Consider the following 15,954-nt stretch of genomic DNA (forward strand, 5'->3'; position numbering starts at 1 on the left):
TAGCCGTGAACGCCGTGCCCCAGCCGTCCCGACGTCAGTTCCTCAAAGCCGGCGCCCTGCTCGGTGGCGGGCTGGTGATCGGTTTCGTGATACCCGGCGCGCGCCGTTTCGCGCTCGCCGCGCCCGCCGAAGCCGCCGCCGCGGCCGGCTTCGCCCCCAACGCCTTCCTGCGCATCGGCAACGACGACAGCGTGACCGTGCTGATCGCGCACTCCGAAATGGGGCAGGGCATCTGGACCGGCCTGTCGATGCTGGTCGCCGAAGAACTGGACGCGGACTGGTCGAAGATCCGGGTCGAGCACGCGCCCGCGGCGCCGGCGTACGCGCACACCGCGTTCGGCATGCAGATGACCGGCGGTTCCACCAGCACCTGGTCCGAGTTCGACCGCTATCGCCAGGCCGGCGCGACCGCGCGCCAGTTGCTGGTCGCCGCCGCGGCGCAGCGCTTCGGCGTGGCCGAGTCGGAGGTGCGCACCGAGAACGGCGTGGCCATCGCCGGCGACCAGCGTGCGCGCTACGGCGAACTCGCCGACGCGGCGGCGAAATTGCCGGTATCCAAGACCGCGCCGGTGCTCAAGCAGGCCAAGGACTGGAAGCTGATCGGCAAGCCGACCAAGCGCCTGGACTCGCCCGAAAAAATCACCGGCCGGGCGAAGTTCGGCATGGACGTGCAGTTCGAGGGCCTGCTGACCGCGGTGGTCGCGCGGCCGCCGGTGTTCGGCGGCAAGGTCAAATCCTTCGACGCGGCCAAGGCCAAGGCCGTGCCCGGCGTGCGCGACGTGGTCCAGGTGCCGACCGGCGTGGCGGTGGTCGCCGATCACTACTGGGCCGCCAAGCAGGGCCGCGACGCATTGCAGATCGAGTGGGACCTGGGACCGAACGCGACGCTGGACACCGCGGCGCTGCGCGAGCAATTCCGCAAGCTCGCGGCGACCCCGGGCACCGTCGCCGCGCAGGCCGGCGATGCCGCCGCCGCGCTGGCCAAGGCCGGCAAGACCTTCGACGCCGAATACAACGTGCCCTATCTCGCGCATGCGCCGATGGAGCCCTTGAACTGCACGGTGAAGATCGACGGCGACGGTTGCGAAATCTGGACCGGCACCCAGTTCCAGACCCTGGACCAGCAGGTCGCGGCCGGCATTCTCGGGCTCAAGCCCGAGCAGGTCATGATCCACACCATGTTCCTGGGCGGCGGCTTCGGCCGGCGCGCCACGCCGACCTCGGATTTCGTTTCCGAGGCGGTGCAGGTGGCCAAGGCCGCGGGCAAGCCGGTGAAGACGGTGTGGTCGCGCGAGGACGACGTGCGCGGCGGCTACTACCGGCCCATGTACCTGCAGCAGGCGAAAATCGCGGTCGACGCGCAGGGCTATCCGGTGGCCTGGCAGCACCGCCTGGTCGGGCAGTCCATCCTCGGCGGCACGCCGTTCGAAGCGGCGCTGGTCAAGAACGGCATCGATTCGACTTCGGTCGAAGGCGTCGCCGATTCGCCCTACCTCAAGGACATCGCCCACCATCGCGTCGAGCTGCATTCGCCCAAGACCGGGATACCGGTGCTGTGGTGGCGATCGGTCGGCCACAGTTACAACGCCTTCGTGATGGAGAGCCTGATCGACGAGCTCGCGCACGCCGCCGGCAAGGATCCGGTCGAATACCGGCGCGCGCTGCTCAAGGCGCATCCGCGCCATCTCGGGGCGCTGAACCTGGCCGCCGACAAGGCCGGCTGGGGCGTGGCGCCGGCCAAGGGCCGCGGCCGCGGCGTCGCCGTGCACGAATCCTTCGGCAGCTATCTGGCGCAGATCGCCGAGGTCTCGGTCGAGAACGGCGCGATCCGCGTGCACCGGGTGGTGTGCGCCATCGACTGCGGCGTGGCGGTCAATCCGGAAGGCGTGCGCGCGCAGATGGAATCGGGCATCGCCTTCGGCCTGGGCGCGGCGTTGCACAGTGCACTGAACTTCAAGGACGGCCGCGTGCAGGAATCGAACTACCACGACTACCAGGTGCTGCGCCTGCACGAGATGCCGCAGGTCGAGGTCCACATCGTGCCCAGCACCGAACGCATGGGCGGCGCCGGCGAGCCCGGTACCGCGCCGATCGCGCCCGCCGTCGCCAACGCGGTGTTCGCGTTGACCGGCCAGCGCCTGCGCGAACTGCCGCTGCGGCTGAAGGCCTGAGGACGACGACATGCGCATACCGTTATCGATCGCCCTGATCTGCGCGCTCGCCGCCTGCGGCCCGCGGCCCAGCCCCGAGCAGCGCGAAAAAGCCGTCGCGGCCTTCGCCACCGTGCAGAAGGTGTTCCAGCACCCGCGCTGCCAGAACTGTCACATCCCCGGCGACCAGCCGCTGCAGTTCGATGCCGGCCTGCCGCATGCCATGGGCGTGGTGCGCGGCCCCGACGGCAAGGGCGCGGCGGGCCTGCCCTGCGCGACCTGCCATGGCGAGAAGAACCTGCCGGCCAGCTACGGCCCGAACGCGCCGCCGGGCGCGCCGCATTGGCAGTTGCCGCCGCCGGAACACAAGATGGCCTGGATCGGTCTGCCGCCGAAGCAGTTGTGCGAAATGATCCAGGACAAACGCAGCAACGGCGACCGCGACTTCGCCGCGCTGCTCAAGCACGTCAGCGAGGACAAGCTGGTGCTGTGGGGCTGGGAGCCCGGCGGCAACCGTCTGCCGGTGCCGGTGCCGCACGACGAATTCGTCGCTCAGTTCAAACTCTGGGCCGACGCCGGCGGTCCTTGCCCGGCCTCGTAACCCCGCCTGGGGAGTGGCGCGAGCCGCGATCGCGTCCTCGCGGTTGCGACGCAACTGCGGTATCGCGATCGCGGCTCACGCCGCTCCCACAGTCGCTGGCGTGTTGGCGCATGGACTGAAGCCCGCGGCGTCGCGCCGCGGGCTTCGTCGTTTCAGCCGGCCGGCGTCGCGTCGCGACCGCCTTCCTCGCCGCGATGCAGCCAGCGGTACAGCACCGGCAGCACCAGCAAGGTCAGCAGGGTCGAGGACACGATGCCGCCGATCACCACCGTCGCCAGCGGCCGCTGCACTTCCGAGCCGGCGCCGACGTTGAAGGCCATCGGCAGGAAGCCCAGCGAGGCCACCAGCGCGGTCATCATCACCGGACGCAGACGCCCCAGCGCGCCGTCGACGATGGCGTCGTCGAGGCGGTCGCCCTGTTCGCGCAGCTTGCGGATGAAAGCGATCATCACCAGGCCGTTGAGCACCGCCACGCCCGACAGCGCGATGAAGCCGACGCCGGCCGAGATCGACAGCGGTATCCCGCGCAGCGCCAGCGCGATCACGCCGCCGGTCAGCGCCAGCGGCACGCCGCTGAACACGATCGCCGCGTCCTTGGCCGAGCCGAAGGCCATGAACAACAGGGCGAAGATCACCACCAGCGTCACCGGCACCACCACCGCCAGGCGCCGGCTGGCCGAGATCAGCTGCTCGAAGGTGCCGCCGTAGCCGATCCAGTAGCCCTCGGGCACTTTCACTTCGGCGTCGATGCGCTGGCGCAGCTCGGCGACGAAACCGCCGAGGTCGCGGTCGCGCACGTTCGCGGTCACCACGATCCGGCGCTTGCCGTTCTCGCGGTTGATCTGGTTCGGGCCCAGGATCGGATTCAAGCTGGCGACCTCGCGTAGCGGCACCGTGCGCGGCGCGCCGCCGCTCCAGGTCGCGGCGCGGCTGGATTCGTCGGTATCGCCCTCGCTGCGCGGCGGCAGCGGGATCGGCAGGTCGGCGAGCGCGGCCGGGTCCTGGCGCAGCGCTTCGGGCAGGCGCACCACCAGATCGAAGCGGCGGTCGCCTTCGAACAGCTGGCCGGCGACTTCGCCGCCGACCGCGGTCGCTACCGTTTCCTGCACCGCCGCCGGGTTGAGGCCGTACACCGCCAGCGCGCGCCGGTCCGGCTCGATGCTGAGCATGGGCAGACCGGTGGCCTGTTCGGTCTTGACGTCGGCCGCGCCGGGCACGCGCTTGGCCACGGCCTCGATCTTCTGCGCCAGCTTGAGCAGGCGCGGCAGGTCGTCGCCGTAGACCTTGATCGCGACATCGGCGCGCACGCCCGAGATCAGCTCGTTCATGCGCATCTGGATCGGCTGAGTGAACTCGTAGTTGTTGCCGGGCAGGCGCCGCGCCACGGCCTCGATCTCCTCCATCAGCGCGGCCTTGGGCTTGCCCGGGTCGGGCCAGCGATCGCGCGGCTTGAGCATCAGGAAGGTGTCGGCCACCGAGGGCGGCATCGGGTCGCTGGCGACTTCGGCGGTGCCGATCTTGCTGAACACCCGCTCGACTTCGGGCAGGGCCAGGAAGGCCTGTTCCATGGTCTTCTGCATCGTCACCGACTGGCTCAGGCTGGTGCCGGGGATGCGCATGGCCTGCACCGCGACGTCGCCTTCGTCCAGGCTGGGCACGAACTCGCTGCCCATGCGCAGGGCCAGCGCGCCGCTGAGCAGCACCAGCGCCACGGTGCCGGCCATCACCGCAGTGCGGCTGCGCAGCGCCCAGGCCAATGCCGGCTCGTAGCGGCGCTTGAGCCAGGCCATCGCGCGGTTTTCCTTTTCCGCGACCTTGCCGCCCAGGAAGATCGCGACCGCGGCCGGGACGAAGCTCAGCGACAGCAGCATCGCCCCGGTCAGCGCCAGCACCACGGTGATCGCCATGGGGTGGAACATTTTTCCTTCGATGCCGCTGAGCGCGAAGATCGGCAGATAAACCGCGGTGATGATGCCCAGGCCGAACAGGCTGGGACGGATCACCTCGGCGGTGGCGCTGGCGGTGAGTTCGTGGCGTTCCTCGTCGCTCATCTCGCGGCCGAGCGCATGCTGGGCTTCGCCGAAGCGACGCAGGCAGTTCTCGATGATGATCACCGCGCCGTCGACGATCAGGCCGAAGTCGAGCGCGCCCAGGCTCATCAGATTGCCCGAGACGCCGCCGCGGACCATGCCGGTGATGGTGAACAGCATCGCCAGCGGTATCACCAGCGCGGTGATCAGCGCGGCGCGGAAGTTGCCCAGCAACAGGAACAGCACCACCACCACCAGCAGCGCGCCTTCGACCAGGTTCTTGGACACGGTGGCGATGGTGCGGTCGACCAGGGACGTGCGGTCGTAGACCGGATTGGCGCTGACGCCCCTGGGCAGACTGGCGTTGGCGGCCTGGAGCTTTTCGGCCGCGGCTTGCGAGACTTCGCGGCTGTTGGCGCCGACCAGCATGAACACCGTGCCCAGCACGACCTCGTGGCCGTTCTGGGTCGCCGCGCCGCTGCGCAGTTCCTGGCCTTCGCCGACCGCGGCCACGTCGCGGACGCGGATCGGCACGCCGTCGCGGCGGTCGAGCACGATGTCGCCGATCGCCTCGATGCCGGCGATCTGGCCCGGTACGCGCACCAGGAACTGCTCGCCGTTGCGTTCGATGTAGCCGGCGCCGACGTTCTGGTTGTTGGTCGCGAGCGCGGCGACCACGTCGCGCTGGCTCAGGTTCAAGGCCATCAGCCGCGCCGGATCCGGGGTGATGTGGATCTGGCGCGCGTAACCGCCGATGGTGTTGACCTCGGTAACGCCGGGCGTGTTGCGCAGCTGCGGGCGGATCACCCAGTCCTGCAGGGTGCGCAGGTCGGTGGCGGTGTAGGGCGTGCCGTCGGCCTTGCGCGCCTTCGGCTCGGCGTCGACGGTGTACATGAAGATCTCGCCCAGTCCGGTCGCGGTCGGGCCGAGTTCGGGTTCCAGCCCGGCCGGTATCTGCGACTTCACCTGCTGCAGCCGCTCGGCGACCTGCTGGCGGGCGAAATACAGGTCGGTGCCGTCCTTGAACACCACCGTGACCTGCGACAGGCCGTAGCGCGACAGCGAACGGGTGTAGTCGAGTTCGGGCACGCCGGCCAGCGCGGTCTCGATCGGGAAGGTCACGCGCTGCTCAGCTTCCAGCGGCGAATAGCCCGGTACCTGGGTGTTGATCTGGACCTGGACGTTGGTGATGTCGGGCGTCGCGTCGATCGGCAACTGGCGGAAGCTCCACACGCCCAGCCCGATCAGGGCCAGGGTCAGCGCCAGCATCAGCCAGCGGTGCGCGATCGCGTAGCCGATGATCCGTTCCAGCACGCCGCTGCGCGCGGCGTCGCGGTCAGTGCTCATGCGCGGCCCCCGACTTTTCGATGTCGGCCTTGATCAGGAAGCTCTGTTCGACCACCACCTGTTCGCCGGCCTTCAGGCCCGAGATCACTTCCATGCGGCGCGCATCGCGGCGGCCGATGCGCAGCGGCCGCGCGCTGTAGCGCTCGCCCTCGCGCACGAACACCACGTCGCGTTCGTCCATGCGCTGCAGCGCGCTCAGCGGTACCGCCAGCGCGACCGGCTGCAGTTCCACCGTGACCCGCGCGCGCACCGCCGAGCCAGGGCGCCACAGGCCGTCGGCGTTGGCGATGGAGGCGCGCGCGACGGTGCTCTGGCTGGCGGTCGCGGTGCCGGGCAGGATCCGGTCCAGGGTGGTGGCGACGCCGCTGTCCTCGCCCATGCGCATCACTGTGACCGGCAGGCCCGGGCGCAGGTGCGAGGCGTCGGCGCCGAACACATGCAGGTCGACCCACAGCGTCGACAGGTCGGCGATCTCGAACAGGGCGGTGCCTTCGGTCGCGACTTCGCCGAACGCGGCGTTGCGCGCCAGCACCACGCCGGAGATCGGTGCGGCGATGGCGTAGGTGGTCAGGCTGAGGTTGCTGTCGATGGTGGCCAGGGTCTGGCCGGCGCGCACGCGGTCGCCGACGTTCGCGCGCAGCGTGCGCACCGGGCCGGGATAGCGGGCGGTGACGCGGGCGACGCGGCCTTCCAGCGGCGTGACCAGGCCCTGCACCTCGTGTTCGTCGGCGATGGTGCCGGGGCCGGCGGCGGCCACGACGATGCCGGACTGGCGTGCGATCGCGGCGGGGATGGTCGTGCTTTCGGCTTGCTCCTCGTGATCGGCTGCGCCTTCGTCGTGTCCGGCGCCGGCTTCGTCGGCATGCGCGGCTTTCGCATCGGCCGGCGGCGCGGCGCGCGCGTCGTCCTTGCCGCAGGCGCTCAGGGTCAGGGCCAGCAGGCCTGCGGCGAGCAACAGTTCGGGCTTCATGGGGCGGCTCCGGTGGGGGTGGCGTCGGCGACGACGAAGGACTCGCCGGTGAGGCGCTGGATTTCGATCAGGGCGAGCTGCGCTTCCAGTGCGGCGTCCAGGCGCTGCTTGCGCGCGGCCACGCTTTCGGCCTGCAGCAGGGCCAGTTCCAGGTAACCGATCGCGCCGGCGCGGTAGGCGTACTCGGCCGCGTCCTCGGCGCGCTTCAGGCGCGGCAGCACGTCCTCCTGCAATCGCCCGACTTCGAGCGCGGCGACGCGATAGCGGCCGTGCGCTTCGACCAGGGTCGAGTACAGCGCCAGACCCTGGATTTCGCGTTCGGTCTCCACGCTCGCCAGTTCGGCGCGCGCGCCGCGGATCTCCGGTTCGGCGCGGCCGCGCGCGCCCAGCGCGAACGACACCCCGCCGAGCAGCGCCAGATCGCCGCCGTCCTGCAGGCGGCGCACGCCGGCCTGCCAGTCCAGATCGGCGCTGGCCTGGCTCTGGGCCAGGCGCAGGCGCGCCTCGCCGATGCGTCGCGCGTCGACGAAGCGGGTCAGTTCCGGCGTGCGTTCGAGCAAAGCGGCGAGCGCATCGGCGTCGGCGATCTTCGGCAAGGCATACGGATCGCCGGCGACCTGGGCGAAGCCGGGGTCGCGTTCGCCCCACAGCGCGGCCAGGTGCTGACGTGCGGCGAGCAGGGCCTGCTCGCTGCGGCCGCGGTCGAGTTCGGCGCGCGCCTGCGCGGCCTGCGCGGTCAGCAGGCCCGATTCCGGCGAGGCGCCGGCGATCAGGCGCTGACGCGCGGCGGCGACGCTGCGTTTGCGCTGGGCGATATCAAGTTGGGCGAGTTCGATCCGGCGCTGGGCGACGGCGATGGCGAGATAACGCCGCGCAGCTTCGGCCAACAGATCGAGGCGACGGCTCTCGCGTTCGAGCGCGAGCGCGTCGATCCGGCCCTGCGCCAACGCACGGCGTGCGTCGAGCTTGCCGCCGCGTTCGAATACCGAGGCCAGGGTCAGGGACAGTTCGGCGCCGCGCAGCATGCGCAGGTCGCCGCTGCCGAACGCGTTCTCCAGGCTAGCGCCGGCGACCAGCGCCGGGCGCTGGCCGGCGCGGTCGAGTTCGGCCGCGAGCGCGTCGCGGCGCTGGCCGAACAGGCGCAGGTCGGGATGCGAGGCGTCGATGCGCGCGAGCGCGTCGTCGAGAGTGAACACCGCCGGGCGCGGGGCCGCGGCGGAAACAGCAGGGGGCAACTGCGCGCGTGCAGGAAAGCACAACGCAGCCGCCAGGACGGCCGAAGCCGCTGGACGCAACCACATGAGGGAATACTCCGAATCGGGACAGGAACGATCGGCCGGCTCAGGCCGGCGGCGACGTCAGTCCGCGATCGGGGGGCGGAACGGCGCCGGCAACGGCGCCGGCACGAACGCGAACGCGCGCGGCGGAATCGCCTCGCGGGTGGCGGGCGCGGTCACGCCCAACTCGTAACGCGGCAGTACCGCGGCCTGCTGGCCGCAGCAGTGGCTCAGGTGCCAGCGGTTGTCGCTGTCGCCGTCGCTGCCGGGCTGGCCCGGCGGATGGTCATGGCCGTGCTCGCCCAGGGCCGATTCGCTCTGCGCGCCGCCGATCGATGCGATCTCGCGCGCCTCCTCGGCGAACGCCAGCGCCGGCCGGACCACGGCCATGGCGATCAGCAGGCCGAAGACCAGGCAGCGCAGGATCGAGGACAGGGGCGGCAGACCGGACATGGCCGCTAGGGTACGGGCCGGGTGCGGCGATACACAATTGCGCCGATACGGCACAGTGCGTGCCGCACGGGCGTCACATGCGCTGGCCAGACTGCGCGCCTCGTCTACAGGGGGCGTGTCATGAAGTGGGTTCGGACCTGCGCGGCCTTCGCCGCGCTGTCGTGCCTGGTCGCTTGCGGCTCCGAGCCGGCGCCGCAAGCGCAGGCCCCGTCGTCGCCGGAGGCGATACCGGCGCGACCGGCCCTGGCCAGTCTCGACATCGAGCGCCTGCGCACGCTCGCCGCCGAGGCCCTGCGCGGCCAACGCACCTACGCACCGGCCGGCGACAACGCGGTCGAGTACTACCTCGCCTTGCGCGACAAGGCGCCGGGCGAGGCCACGGTCGCCAATGCGCTGCAGGAACTGCAGCCTTACGTGCTGATCGCCGCCGAACAGGCGATGGCCGGCGGCGAACTGAGCGAGGCCCAGCGTCTGCTGGACCTGCTCGCGCGCGTGGACGCGCAGGCGCCGGCGCTGCCGCGTCTGCGCGCGGGCCTGGACGCGGCGCGTGCCGCGCAGAGCCAGCGTTTAGCCGAGTTGCAGGCCGAAGATCAGCGCCTGGCCCAGCAACGCGCCACGGCGCTCGCGAATGCGGCCAACAAGCCGGCCGCGCCGGCATCGGTCGCGCCTGTATCGAGCGCGCCTGCCTCCGCTGCGCCAGCCGCATCGGCCGCGCCCGCGCCGCCGCCGGTTGCCACGGTGCCCGCGCCGGCGCCGGTCGAACCGATCGCGATCGCCGCAGCGCCGCCGGCGCCGCGCCGCGACGAGGCCGCCGCGCGTCCCTTGCCGCGCCTGATCAGCGATTCCGCGCCGCGTTACCCGCTCAGCGCCCTCAATCGCCGCATCGAGGGCAGCGTGCAGATCGCGTTCGTGATCCAGCCCGACGGCAGCGTGACCGCGGTGCGTCTGCTGTCGTCGACGCCGCCGGGCGTGTTCGACGAGGCCGCGCTGGCCGCGGTCTCGCGCTGGCGCTTCGAGGCCGGCGGTCAGCGCGTGCCGACCAGCCGGACCCTGAGTTTCCGCCTGCCCAAGGGCTGAGCCGCAGGCGTGACGCCGGTGCTGGCGGCTCGCGGGGGCCTGCGCGCACAATGCGGCGATGACTACTGCCACCGCCCCCCTGCTGGATACCGTCGAACACGAAACCGGCCCGTCGCCGGCCTGGTCCGTGCTGTGGCTGCACGGCCTGGGCGCCGACGGCAACGATTTCGCGCCCATCGTGCCCGAACTGCTGCGCCCGGACTGGCCGGCGCTGCGCTTCGTGTTCCCGCATGCGCCGGTGCGCGCGGTGACCATCAACAACGGCGTGCGTATGCGCGCCTGGTACGACATCCGCGACTTCAGCGATTTCAACCATCGTGCCGACGAAGCCGGCGTGGATGAATCGGTGGCTCAGATCGAAGCCCTGATCGAGCGCGAAGCCGAGCGCGGCGTGCCGGCCTCGCGGGTGCTGCTGGCCGGCTTCTCGCAGGGCGGCGCGGTGGCCCTGGCCGCGGGCCTGCGTCGCGAACAGCCGCTGGCAGGCCTGATCGCGCTCTCGACCTACCTGCCAATGCCGGAACGGCTGGCCCGCGAAACCCGCGAGGGCGCGCGCTCGCAGCCCGTGTTCATGGCCCACGGCCGCCACGACCCGGTGGTGCCCTATGCCGCCGGCGAGACCAGCGCGGCGCGGCTGCGCGCGCTCGGCCTGAACCCGGACTGGCACGCCTATCCGATGGCGCACCAGGTCTGCCTGGAGCAGATCCAGGACCTGGGCGACTGGATGTCGCGGCGCTTCGCCGCCTGAGCATGAGCGCCCCCGGCAGCGAGCGCGAACCCTGGCTGCCCGACCTGTGCCGCCTGCCGCGGCTGGTAGTGATGCTGAGCATGGCCGAGCTGATCGTGGTCGTGCTGGCGCTGGCGCCCGACGGCGGCGCGCCCTGGGACTGGCAGCGCTTCGTGTCCGGCAGCACTTTCGCGCTGTGGCTGGCGCTGACCGTGTCGGTGCTGCTGTGCGTCTCGCGCGAACGCCTGCTGCGGCTGCCGGCCAGCCTCGGCGGCGTGATCGCGACCGCGGCCGCGGCCCTGCTCGGCGCGACCTTCGCCGCGATCACCCATTCGATCGACCACGCCGTCGGCGCCAGCCTGGTGCCGCCGGGCGTTTCGTTCGCGCGTTTCAGCCTGGGCACCGCGGCGGTGACCATGCTCGCGGTCGGCGTGGTGCTGCGTTACCTCTATATCAACGACGGCTGGAAGGCGCAGGTGCGCGCCAGTGCGCGCGCCGAGGTCGATGCGCTGCAGGCGCGGATCAAGCCGCACTTCCTCTTCAACAGCATGAACACCATCGCCGGCCTGGTGCGCAGCGACCCGGTGGTGGCCGAGCGCGCGGTGCTGGACCTGTCGGACCTGTTCCGCGCCGCGCTCGGCGCCGGCGAGTCCGACTCCAGCCTGGCCGAGGAGGTCGAGCTGTCCGAGCGCTACCTGGCGATCGAGCAGCTGCGCCTGGGCGACCGCCTGCAGGTGGAATGGCGCAAGCACGAGCCGCTGCCCTGGACCCTGCCGATGCCGCGCCTGGTCCTGCAGCCCCTGGTTGAGAACGCGGTGCTGCACGGCATTTCGCGCCTGCAGGGCGGCGGAACCCTGGAAATCGAGCTGCTGGTGAGCGGCCAGATGCTGGTGCTGCGGGTGCGCAATCCGGCCCCGCCGCCGCCGGAAGGCCCCGGCAGCGGTACCCGCCACGCCCAGCGCAGCATCGGCCAGCGCCTGCGCTACGCCTACGGCCCGCAGGCCCGGATGACCGCGGGCTGGGCGCAGGACTACTATCTGTGCGAACTGCACGTGCCGACTGGGGTGGAGGCGCTGTACCGATGAGGGCCGCAATGAGGATAGTCATTGCCGACGACGAGCCGCTGGCGCGCGAGCGTTTGCGCGCTCTGCTGGCCGAACTGCACGACGTCGAGGTGGTGGCCGAGGCCGCCGACGGCCAGCACGCCCTGCACGCCTGCGCCGAGCACCAGCCCGACCTGGTGCTGCTGGACATCGCCATGCCCGGCATCGACGGCCTGGAGGCCGCGCGCCATCTGGCCGCGTTCGAACCGCGCCCGGCGGTGGTGTTCTGCACCGCCTACGACGCCCACGCGCTGTCGGCGTTCGAGGCCGAGGCGATCGACTACCTGGTCAAGCCGGTCCGTGCCGAACGCCTGAGCGCCGCGCTGGAGCGCGTGCGCACCTTCGCCGCCGGCCGCGAGCGCGGCGGCGAGGTCGCGCCGGGCCAGCGCCGCACCCACCTGTGCGCGCGCCTGCGCGGCAGCCTGCGCCTGATCCCGATCGAAGACGTGCACTACCTGCACGCCGAAGAGAAGTACGTGATCGTCCACCACGCGCGCGGCGAGGACCTGATCGAGGAATCGCTGAAGTCGCTGGAAGACGAGTTCGGCGAACGCTTCGTGCGCATCCACCGCAACTGCCTGGTCGCCCGCCACGAGATCGTCGAGCTCAAGCGCTGCCCGGACGGCCACGTCCAGGCGGTGCTGCGCCACGGCAAGCAGCCGCTGGAAGTCAGCCGGCGCTGCGTGTCGGCGCTGCGGGAGACGTTGAAGCATCTGTAGCGGGCGGAGCAAATCCCCCCAGCCCCCCTTCTCAAAGGGGGGAACGGTCAGAGCGGGGCGAGCTGGCAACCGTTCACGAATGCGGCTTCCCCCTTTGAAGAGGGGTACAGCGGAGCAGGGGAGTGGCGGCTACACCAGAGCCGCACAAATGCGCCCCCCTTTGACGGGCGAACAGCGAAAGCAGCGGTTACACCCAGAGCCCACGAATGCGGCCCCTTTTTGACGAGGGGGAGCAGCGAGGGCAGGGGAGTGACTGTTGCACCCACGAATGCAGCTTCCCCTTAGAAGAGGGGAAAGCGAAGCACGGAGCGGCAGTGGCACCCAGAACCCACCAATGCAGCTTCCCCCTTTGAAAAAGGGGGATCGAGGGGGATTTGCTTCTAAAATTCCCCCATGACCCGTCTCCGCATCGCCACCCGCAAAAGCCCGCTCGCCCTGTGGCAGACCGAGCACGTCGCCGCGCGCCTGCGCGCCGCCCACCCCGGTCTGGAGGTGCTGCTGGTGCCGATGAGCACCCGCGGCGACGAGGTGCTGGATCGCTCCCTGGCCGCGATCGGCGGCAAGGGCCTGTTCCTGAAGGAGCTGGAAGTGGCGATGCAGCGCGGCGAAGCCGACTGCGCCGTGCATTCGCTCAAAGACGTGCCGATGGAGCTGGAACCCGGCTTCGCCCTGCCGGCGATCCTGGAACGCGCCGACTACGCCGACGCCTTCGTCAGCCCGCACTACGCCCGCATCGACGCGCTGCCTCAGGGCGCGCGCGTAGGCACCTCTTCGCTGCGCCGCCAGACCCAGCTGCGCGCGCTGCGTCCGGACCTGCAGTTGCTGGACCTGCGCGGCAACGTCAACACCCGCCTGGCCAAGCTAGACGCCGGCGAATACGACGCGATCGTGCTCGCGGTCGCCGGCCTGGAGCGCCTCGGCCTGGGCAAACGCGTGCGCGAGCGCCTGCAGGCGCCGCAATGGCTGCCGGCGCCGGCGCAGGGCGCGATCGCGATCGAATGCCGCAGCGACCACCTGGCCACGCGCGCGCTGTGCGCCGCGCTCGACCACAGCGACACCCGCACCTGCGTCGAGGCCGAGCGCGCGATGAACCGCGCCCTGCACGGCAGCTGCCACGTGCCGGTCGCCGCGCACGCGCGCCTGGACGGCGAACACCTGCGCCTGGACGGCCTGGTCGGCGCCGCCGACGGCCGCCAGGTGCGCGCCCACGGCGAAGGCCGCGGCGACGCGCCCGAATGCCTGGGCCTGGAAGTCGCGCAGGCGCTGCTGGCGCAGGGCGCGGGCGAGTTCATCGCGGCCGCGCTCTGAGCCGCGCCCGCTGGATGCGATAGCTGGTGTCGGCGCGAAAGCGATAGCCGACGCCGGCATGCGATGAGCGTGAGCAGCGCTGTGGGAGCGGCGTAAGCCGCGATCGCGAAGTTACCAGCGGCGGCGCGGTCGCAACTCACGCCGCACCCGCCGACAGCCGCCCTGGGGTAGGAGCGGCGTAAGCCGCGACCCCGGCCACCCGATCACCCGCGAACCACGATTCCCCGCTCCCCCCGCACCCACCGCCGCAACTAGAACCGCCGCCGCAACTCGATGGAGCTTTCCGCCGTCTCGCTGCCGCCGCCGCTCTCGGAATCGTGGCGGATCGCGAAGTCGGTTTCCAGGGTCCAGTCCGGCCACAAGGCCACGTCCAGCCGCACCGACTGTTTGACGAAGGTATTGCCGTGGCCGCTTTCGACGAACACGCGCTGGGTCCAGCGCGCGCGGTCGCCGATCTTCTGCCCGAAGTTGAGTTCGCCGCGCATCACCGCGCCGGGCCGGTTGATGCCGTCGTCGTACAGCGGCGCCAGCCGGTAGCCGGCGCCGAACTGCAGGCCCAGCTGGGTCGGGCCGTCGCGCAGCACCTGCACGCCGTAGCGGGTGCCGATGCGGAAATCGTTGGAGTAGGCGCCGCGGCTTTCGCGCGTCGCGGCCGGCGCGCTCAGACCGATGTAGCGCTGCGAGCCCGGCAGGCGCAGCGGCCGGCGCGGCGTGGCCTGCGGCTCGTCCAGGCTGCGTACCCGGACCGGCGGCGCCAGCGCCAGACGCCATTCCTCATCCCCGCAGCGCGTGGAAAAACAGTACAGCCGCATCTGCGCCGGATCGCTCGCGAGCGCCATCAGCGTGGGGTCGCCGGAGACCGGCATCGTCGGCAATGTGAGGAGGGGACCGCCCAACAGGGCGAGCCCGAGCAAGCCGGACATCGTCGTGAACAGGGCCAAGAAGGTAGCTGGATGATGCCATGAAAACGATTACAGTCCCAAGACCTGGGCTGAACCGCCGTCTGGACCGCGCCACGACGCGGCTAACGCCTCAGTAATACAGCGTGACCAGATGCCGGGCCTGGGCGAAGAACAGCCAGCGTTCGACCAGGGCGCCGACCAAGGCGGCCACGGCCGCCAACGGGAACGCGACCATCGCCGCTGCGGGCGCCGCCCATACCAGCGCGGCCAGCAGCAGCGGAGCGACCCCGAACAGCACGACGGCGATGAGGCGCAGCTTGCGCGCGTGCTTGCGTGCGAGCACGTAGCCCATCTCGCGGGTCAGGTAGTTGTCTTCGGTATGCGGGCGCTCGAACACGCTCAGTTCGCGACCGGGCAGGCCGACCGCGTCGGCGCGGGTGACGGTGAGCGGGGTGGTGTCGATGGCGCGCCAATAGCGCAGCTTCATCGCCGCCGCGGCCAGGGCCAGCACGCCCAGCGCGAGCGCGAGGTAGCGTAGCGTCGGTGACGGCAGACCGTTCCCGGCGAATGCCACGGCCAGCGTCGCCAGCAGCGCCCAACCGGTGAGCAGGGCGAAGCCGAGATACGCCGGCACCACCAGCCGATGGCGCCAGGCCGGGATCGGCGGCAGCGAGGCGTAGATCATCGCGGTGCAGACCACCGTCAGCAGCGACAGTACGGTCAGCGCGGCGCCGAGTACGCGGTCCCAGCCCGCCAGCAGTGCGCCCGCGCCGGCGTCGCCCGCGCTCCACAGCATCGCGGCCAGGGCCAGCGCCGGCACGAAGGTCGCCAGCGACAGCACGCCCTCGCGCGACAGCCAGGACGTGCGCCATTGCGAGAACGCGCGCCAGGCGCGCAGCGGTTTGCCCAGATGGAAAGTCGAAGCGAGCAGGCCGGCCACGCTCAGCAGCAGACCCAGGCCGAGCGCGAACAGGCCCAGCAGCGGCGCCGAGACCATATCGGCGCCGGGGTAGCTCAGCGCTTGCAGCCGCGAGGTCGCGAGCAAGGCGCCCAGCCACGCCAGCAGGCCATAGCCCGCGCCGGACAGGGTGGTGAACAGGATGACGGAGAAGGCGGGATGCATCAGCGGTCCGGCGTCGGGGCCACGCCCGGCAGCAGCGCGCGCATACGCGCGTCGGGCGGAAGCGGAATGCAGGGCCGCGCCGGGTCGCATGCGCGTTGCATCCGGTACGGGATCGCATCGACGCACGATGCTGCGGCCGACGAATCGGCCGCGATGGCGCGCACGAACAT

Annotated in this window: 14 protein-coding genes; 7 read left to right on the forward strand and 7 right to left on the reverse strand. The window is 71.3% G+C overall.

Translation table 11 applies throughout. The annotated features are described in order from the left end of the window. Positions 1 to 5: 5 nt before the first annotated feature. Together ASD78_RS01730 and ASD78_RS01735 are read left to right on the forward strand one after the other, a co-directional pair. Positions 6 to 2,171 carry a xanthine dehydrogenase family protein molybdopterin-binding subunit gene (locus tag ASD78_RS01730; RefSeq protein ID WP_056097933.1) on the forward strand — a complete coding sequence of 722 codons (2,166 nt, stop codon included), beginning with the start codon at positions 6 to 8 and terminating at the stop codon, positions 2,169 to 2,171. Positions 2,172 to 2,181: 10 nt separating this feature from the next. Then, positions 2,182 to 2,751: a hypothetical protein gene (locus ASD78_RS01735; RefSeq protein WP_200944106.1), complete on the forward strand. Its 570-nt coding sequence runs from the start codon at positions 2,182 to 2,184 to the stop codon at positions 2,749 to 2,751. A 152-nt stretch (positions 2,752 to 2,903) separates the two neighbouring features. Here ASD78_RS01735 and ASD78_RS01740 read toward each other — a convergent pair whose 3' ends face one another. From ASD78_RS01740 to ASD78_RS01755, 4 genes are read right to left on the reverse strand one after another with little or no spacing between them, the layout of a single operon-like run. Beyond that, on the reverse strand, positions 2,904 to 6,095 hold the full coding sequence (locus tag ASD78_RS01740; protein WP_056098158.1) for a CusA/CzcA family heavy metal efflux RND transporter: 3,192 nt from the start codon (positions 6,093 to 6,095) through the stop codon (positions 2,904 to 2,906). 22 nt (positions 6,096 to 6,117) lie between these two features. Beyond that, positions 6,118 to 7,098 (reverse strand): efflux RND transporter periplasmic adaptor subunit, encoded by a 981-nt coding sequence (locus tag ASD78_RS01745; RefSeq protein ID WP_056097935.1) that lies wholly within the window; start codon positions 7,096 to 7,098, stop codon positions 6,118 to 6,120. After that, entirely contained in the window at positions 7,095 to 8,399 is a 1,305-nt protein-coding gene (locus tag ASD78_RS01750; protein ID WP_055908124.1) for a TolC family protein, read from the reverse strand. The genes ASD78_RS01745 and ASD78_RS01750 overlap by 4 nt, the downstream gene beginning before the upstream one ends. 57 nt (positions 8,400 to 8,456) lie before the next feature. Beyond that, positions 8,457 to 8,828 (reverse strand): hypothetical protein, encoded by a 372-nt coding sequence (locus tag ASD78_RS01755; RefSeq protein ID WP_055908127.1) that lies wholly within the window; start codon positions 8,826 to 8,828, stop codon positions 8,457 to 8,459. Between the two features lie 120 nt (positions 8,829 to 8,948). Here ASD78_RS01755 and ASD78_RS01760 point away from each other — a divergent pair, with 120 nt between their 5' ends. The 5 genes from ASD78_RS01760 to hemC all read left to right on the forward strand — a co-directional run bounded on the left by ASD78_RS01760 (position 8,949) and on the right by hemC (position 13,759). Further along, entirely contained in the window at positions 8,949 to 9,905 is a 957-nt protein-coding gene (locus tag ASD78_RS01760) for an energy transducer TonB (RefSeq protein WP_056097937.1), read from the forward strand. Between the two features lie 58 nt (positions 9,906 to 9,963). Further along, a complete protein-coding gene (locus ASD78_RS01765) occupies positions 9,964 to 10,650 on the forward strand; it encodes an alpha/beta hydrolase (protein WP_200944107.1) in 687 nt (228 codons plus the stop codon). Positions 10,651 to 10,652: 2 nt separating this feature from the next. After that, entirely contained in the window at positions 10,653 to 11,714 is a 1,062-nt protein-coding gene (locus ASD78_RS01770) for a histidine kinase (protein WP_055908131.1), read from the forward strand. Further along, the gene (locus tag ASD78_RS01775; RefSeq protein ID WP_200944108.1) at positions 11,711 to 12,451 is read left to right on the forward strand and encodes a LytTR family DNA-binding domain-containing protein; all 741 of its coding nucleotides are present in this window, start codon (positions 11,711 to 11,713) and stop codon (positions 12,449 to 12,451) included. The genes ASD78_RS01770 and ASD78_RS01775 overlap by 4 nt, the downstream gene beginning before the upstream one ends. A 393-nt stretch (positions 12,452 to 12,844) precedes the next feature. Beyond that, positions 12,845 to 13,759: a hydroxymethylbilane synthase gene (gene hemC / locus ASD78_RS01780; RefSeq protein ID WP_056097938.1), complete on the forward strand. Its 915-nt coding sequence runs from the start codon at positions 12,845 to 12,847 to the stop codon at positions 13,757 to 13,759. A 251-nt stretch (positions 13,760 to 14,010) separates the two neighbouring features. Here hemC and ASD78_RS01785 read toward each other — a convergent pair whose 3' ends face one another. The 3 genes from ASD78_RS01785 to ASD78_RS20420 form a co-directional block, all read right to left on the reverse strand. Continuing rightward, positions 14,011 to 14,655 (reverse strand): DUF481 domain-containing protein, encoded by a 645-nt coding sequence (locus ASD78_RS01785; RefSeq protein WP_235566416.1) that lies wholly within the window; start codon positions 14,653 to 14,655, stop codon positions 14,011 to 14,013. Positions 14,656 to 14,791: 136 nt separating this feature from the next. Further along, a complete protein-coding gene (locus tag ASD78_RS01790) occupies positions 14,792 to 15,784 on the reverse strand; it encodes a DmsC/YnfH family molybdoenzyme membrane anchor subunit (RefSeq protein WP_056097942.1) in 993 nt (330 codons plus the stop codon). Continuing rightward, positions 15,784 to 15,954: a hypothetical protein gene (locus tag ASD78_RS20420; RefSeq protein ID WP_156087529.1), complete on the reverse strand. Its 171-nt coding sequence runs from the start codon at positions 15,952 to 15,954 to the stop codon at positions 15,784 to 15,786. The genes ASD78_RS01790 and ASD78_RS20420 overlap by 1 nt, the downstream gene beginning before the upstream one ends.

The organism is Lysobacter sp. Root667 (assembly GCF_001427715.1).
Classification (GTDB): Bacteria; Pseudomonadota; Gammaproteobacteria; order Xanthomonadales; family Xanthomonadaceae; genus Lysobacter.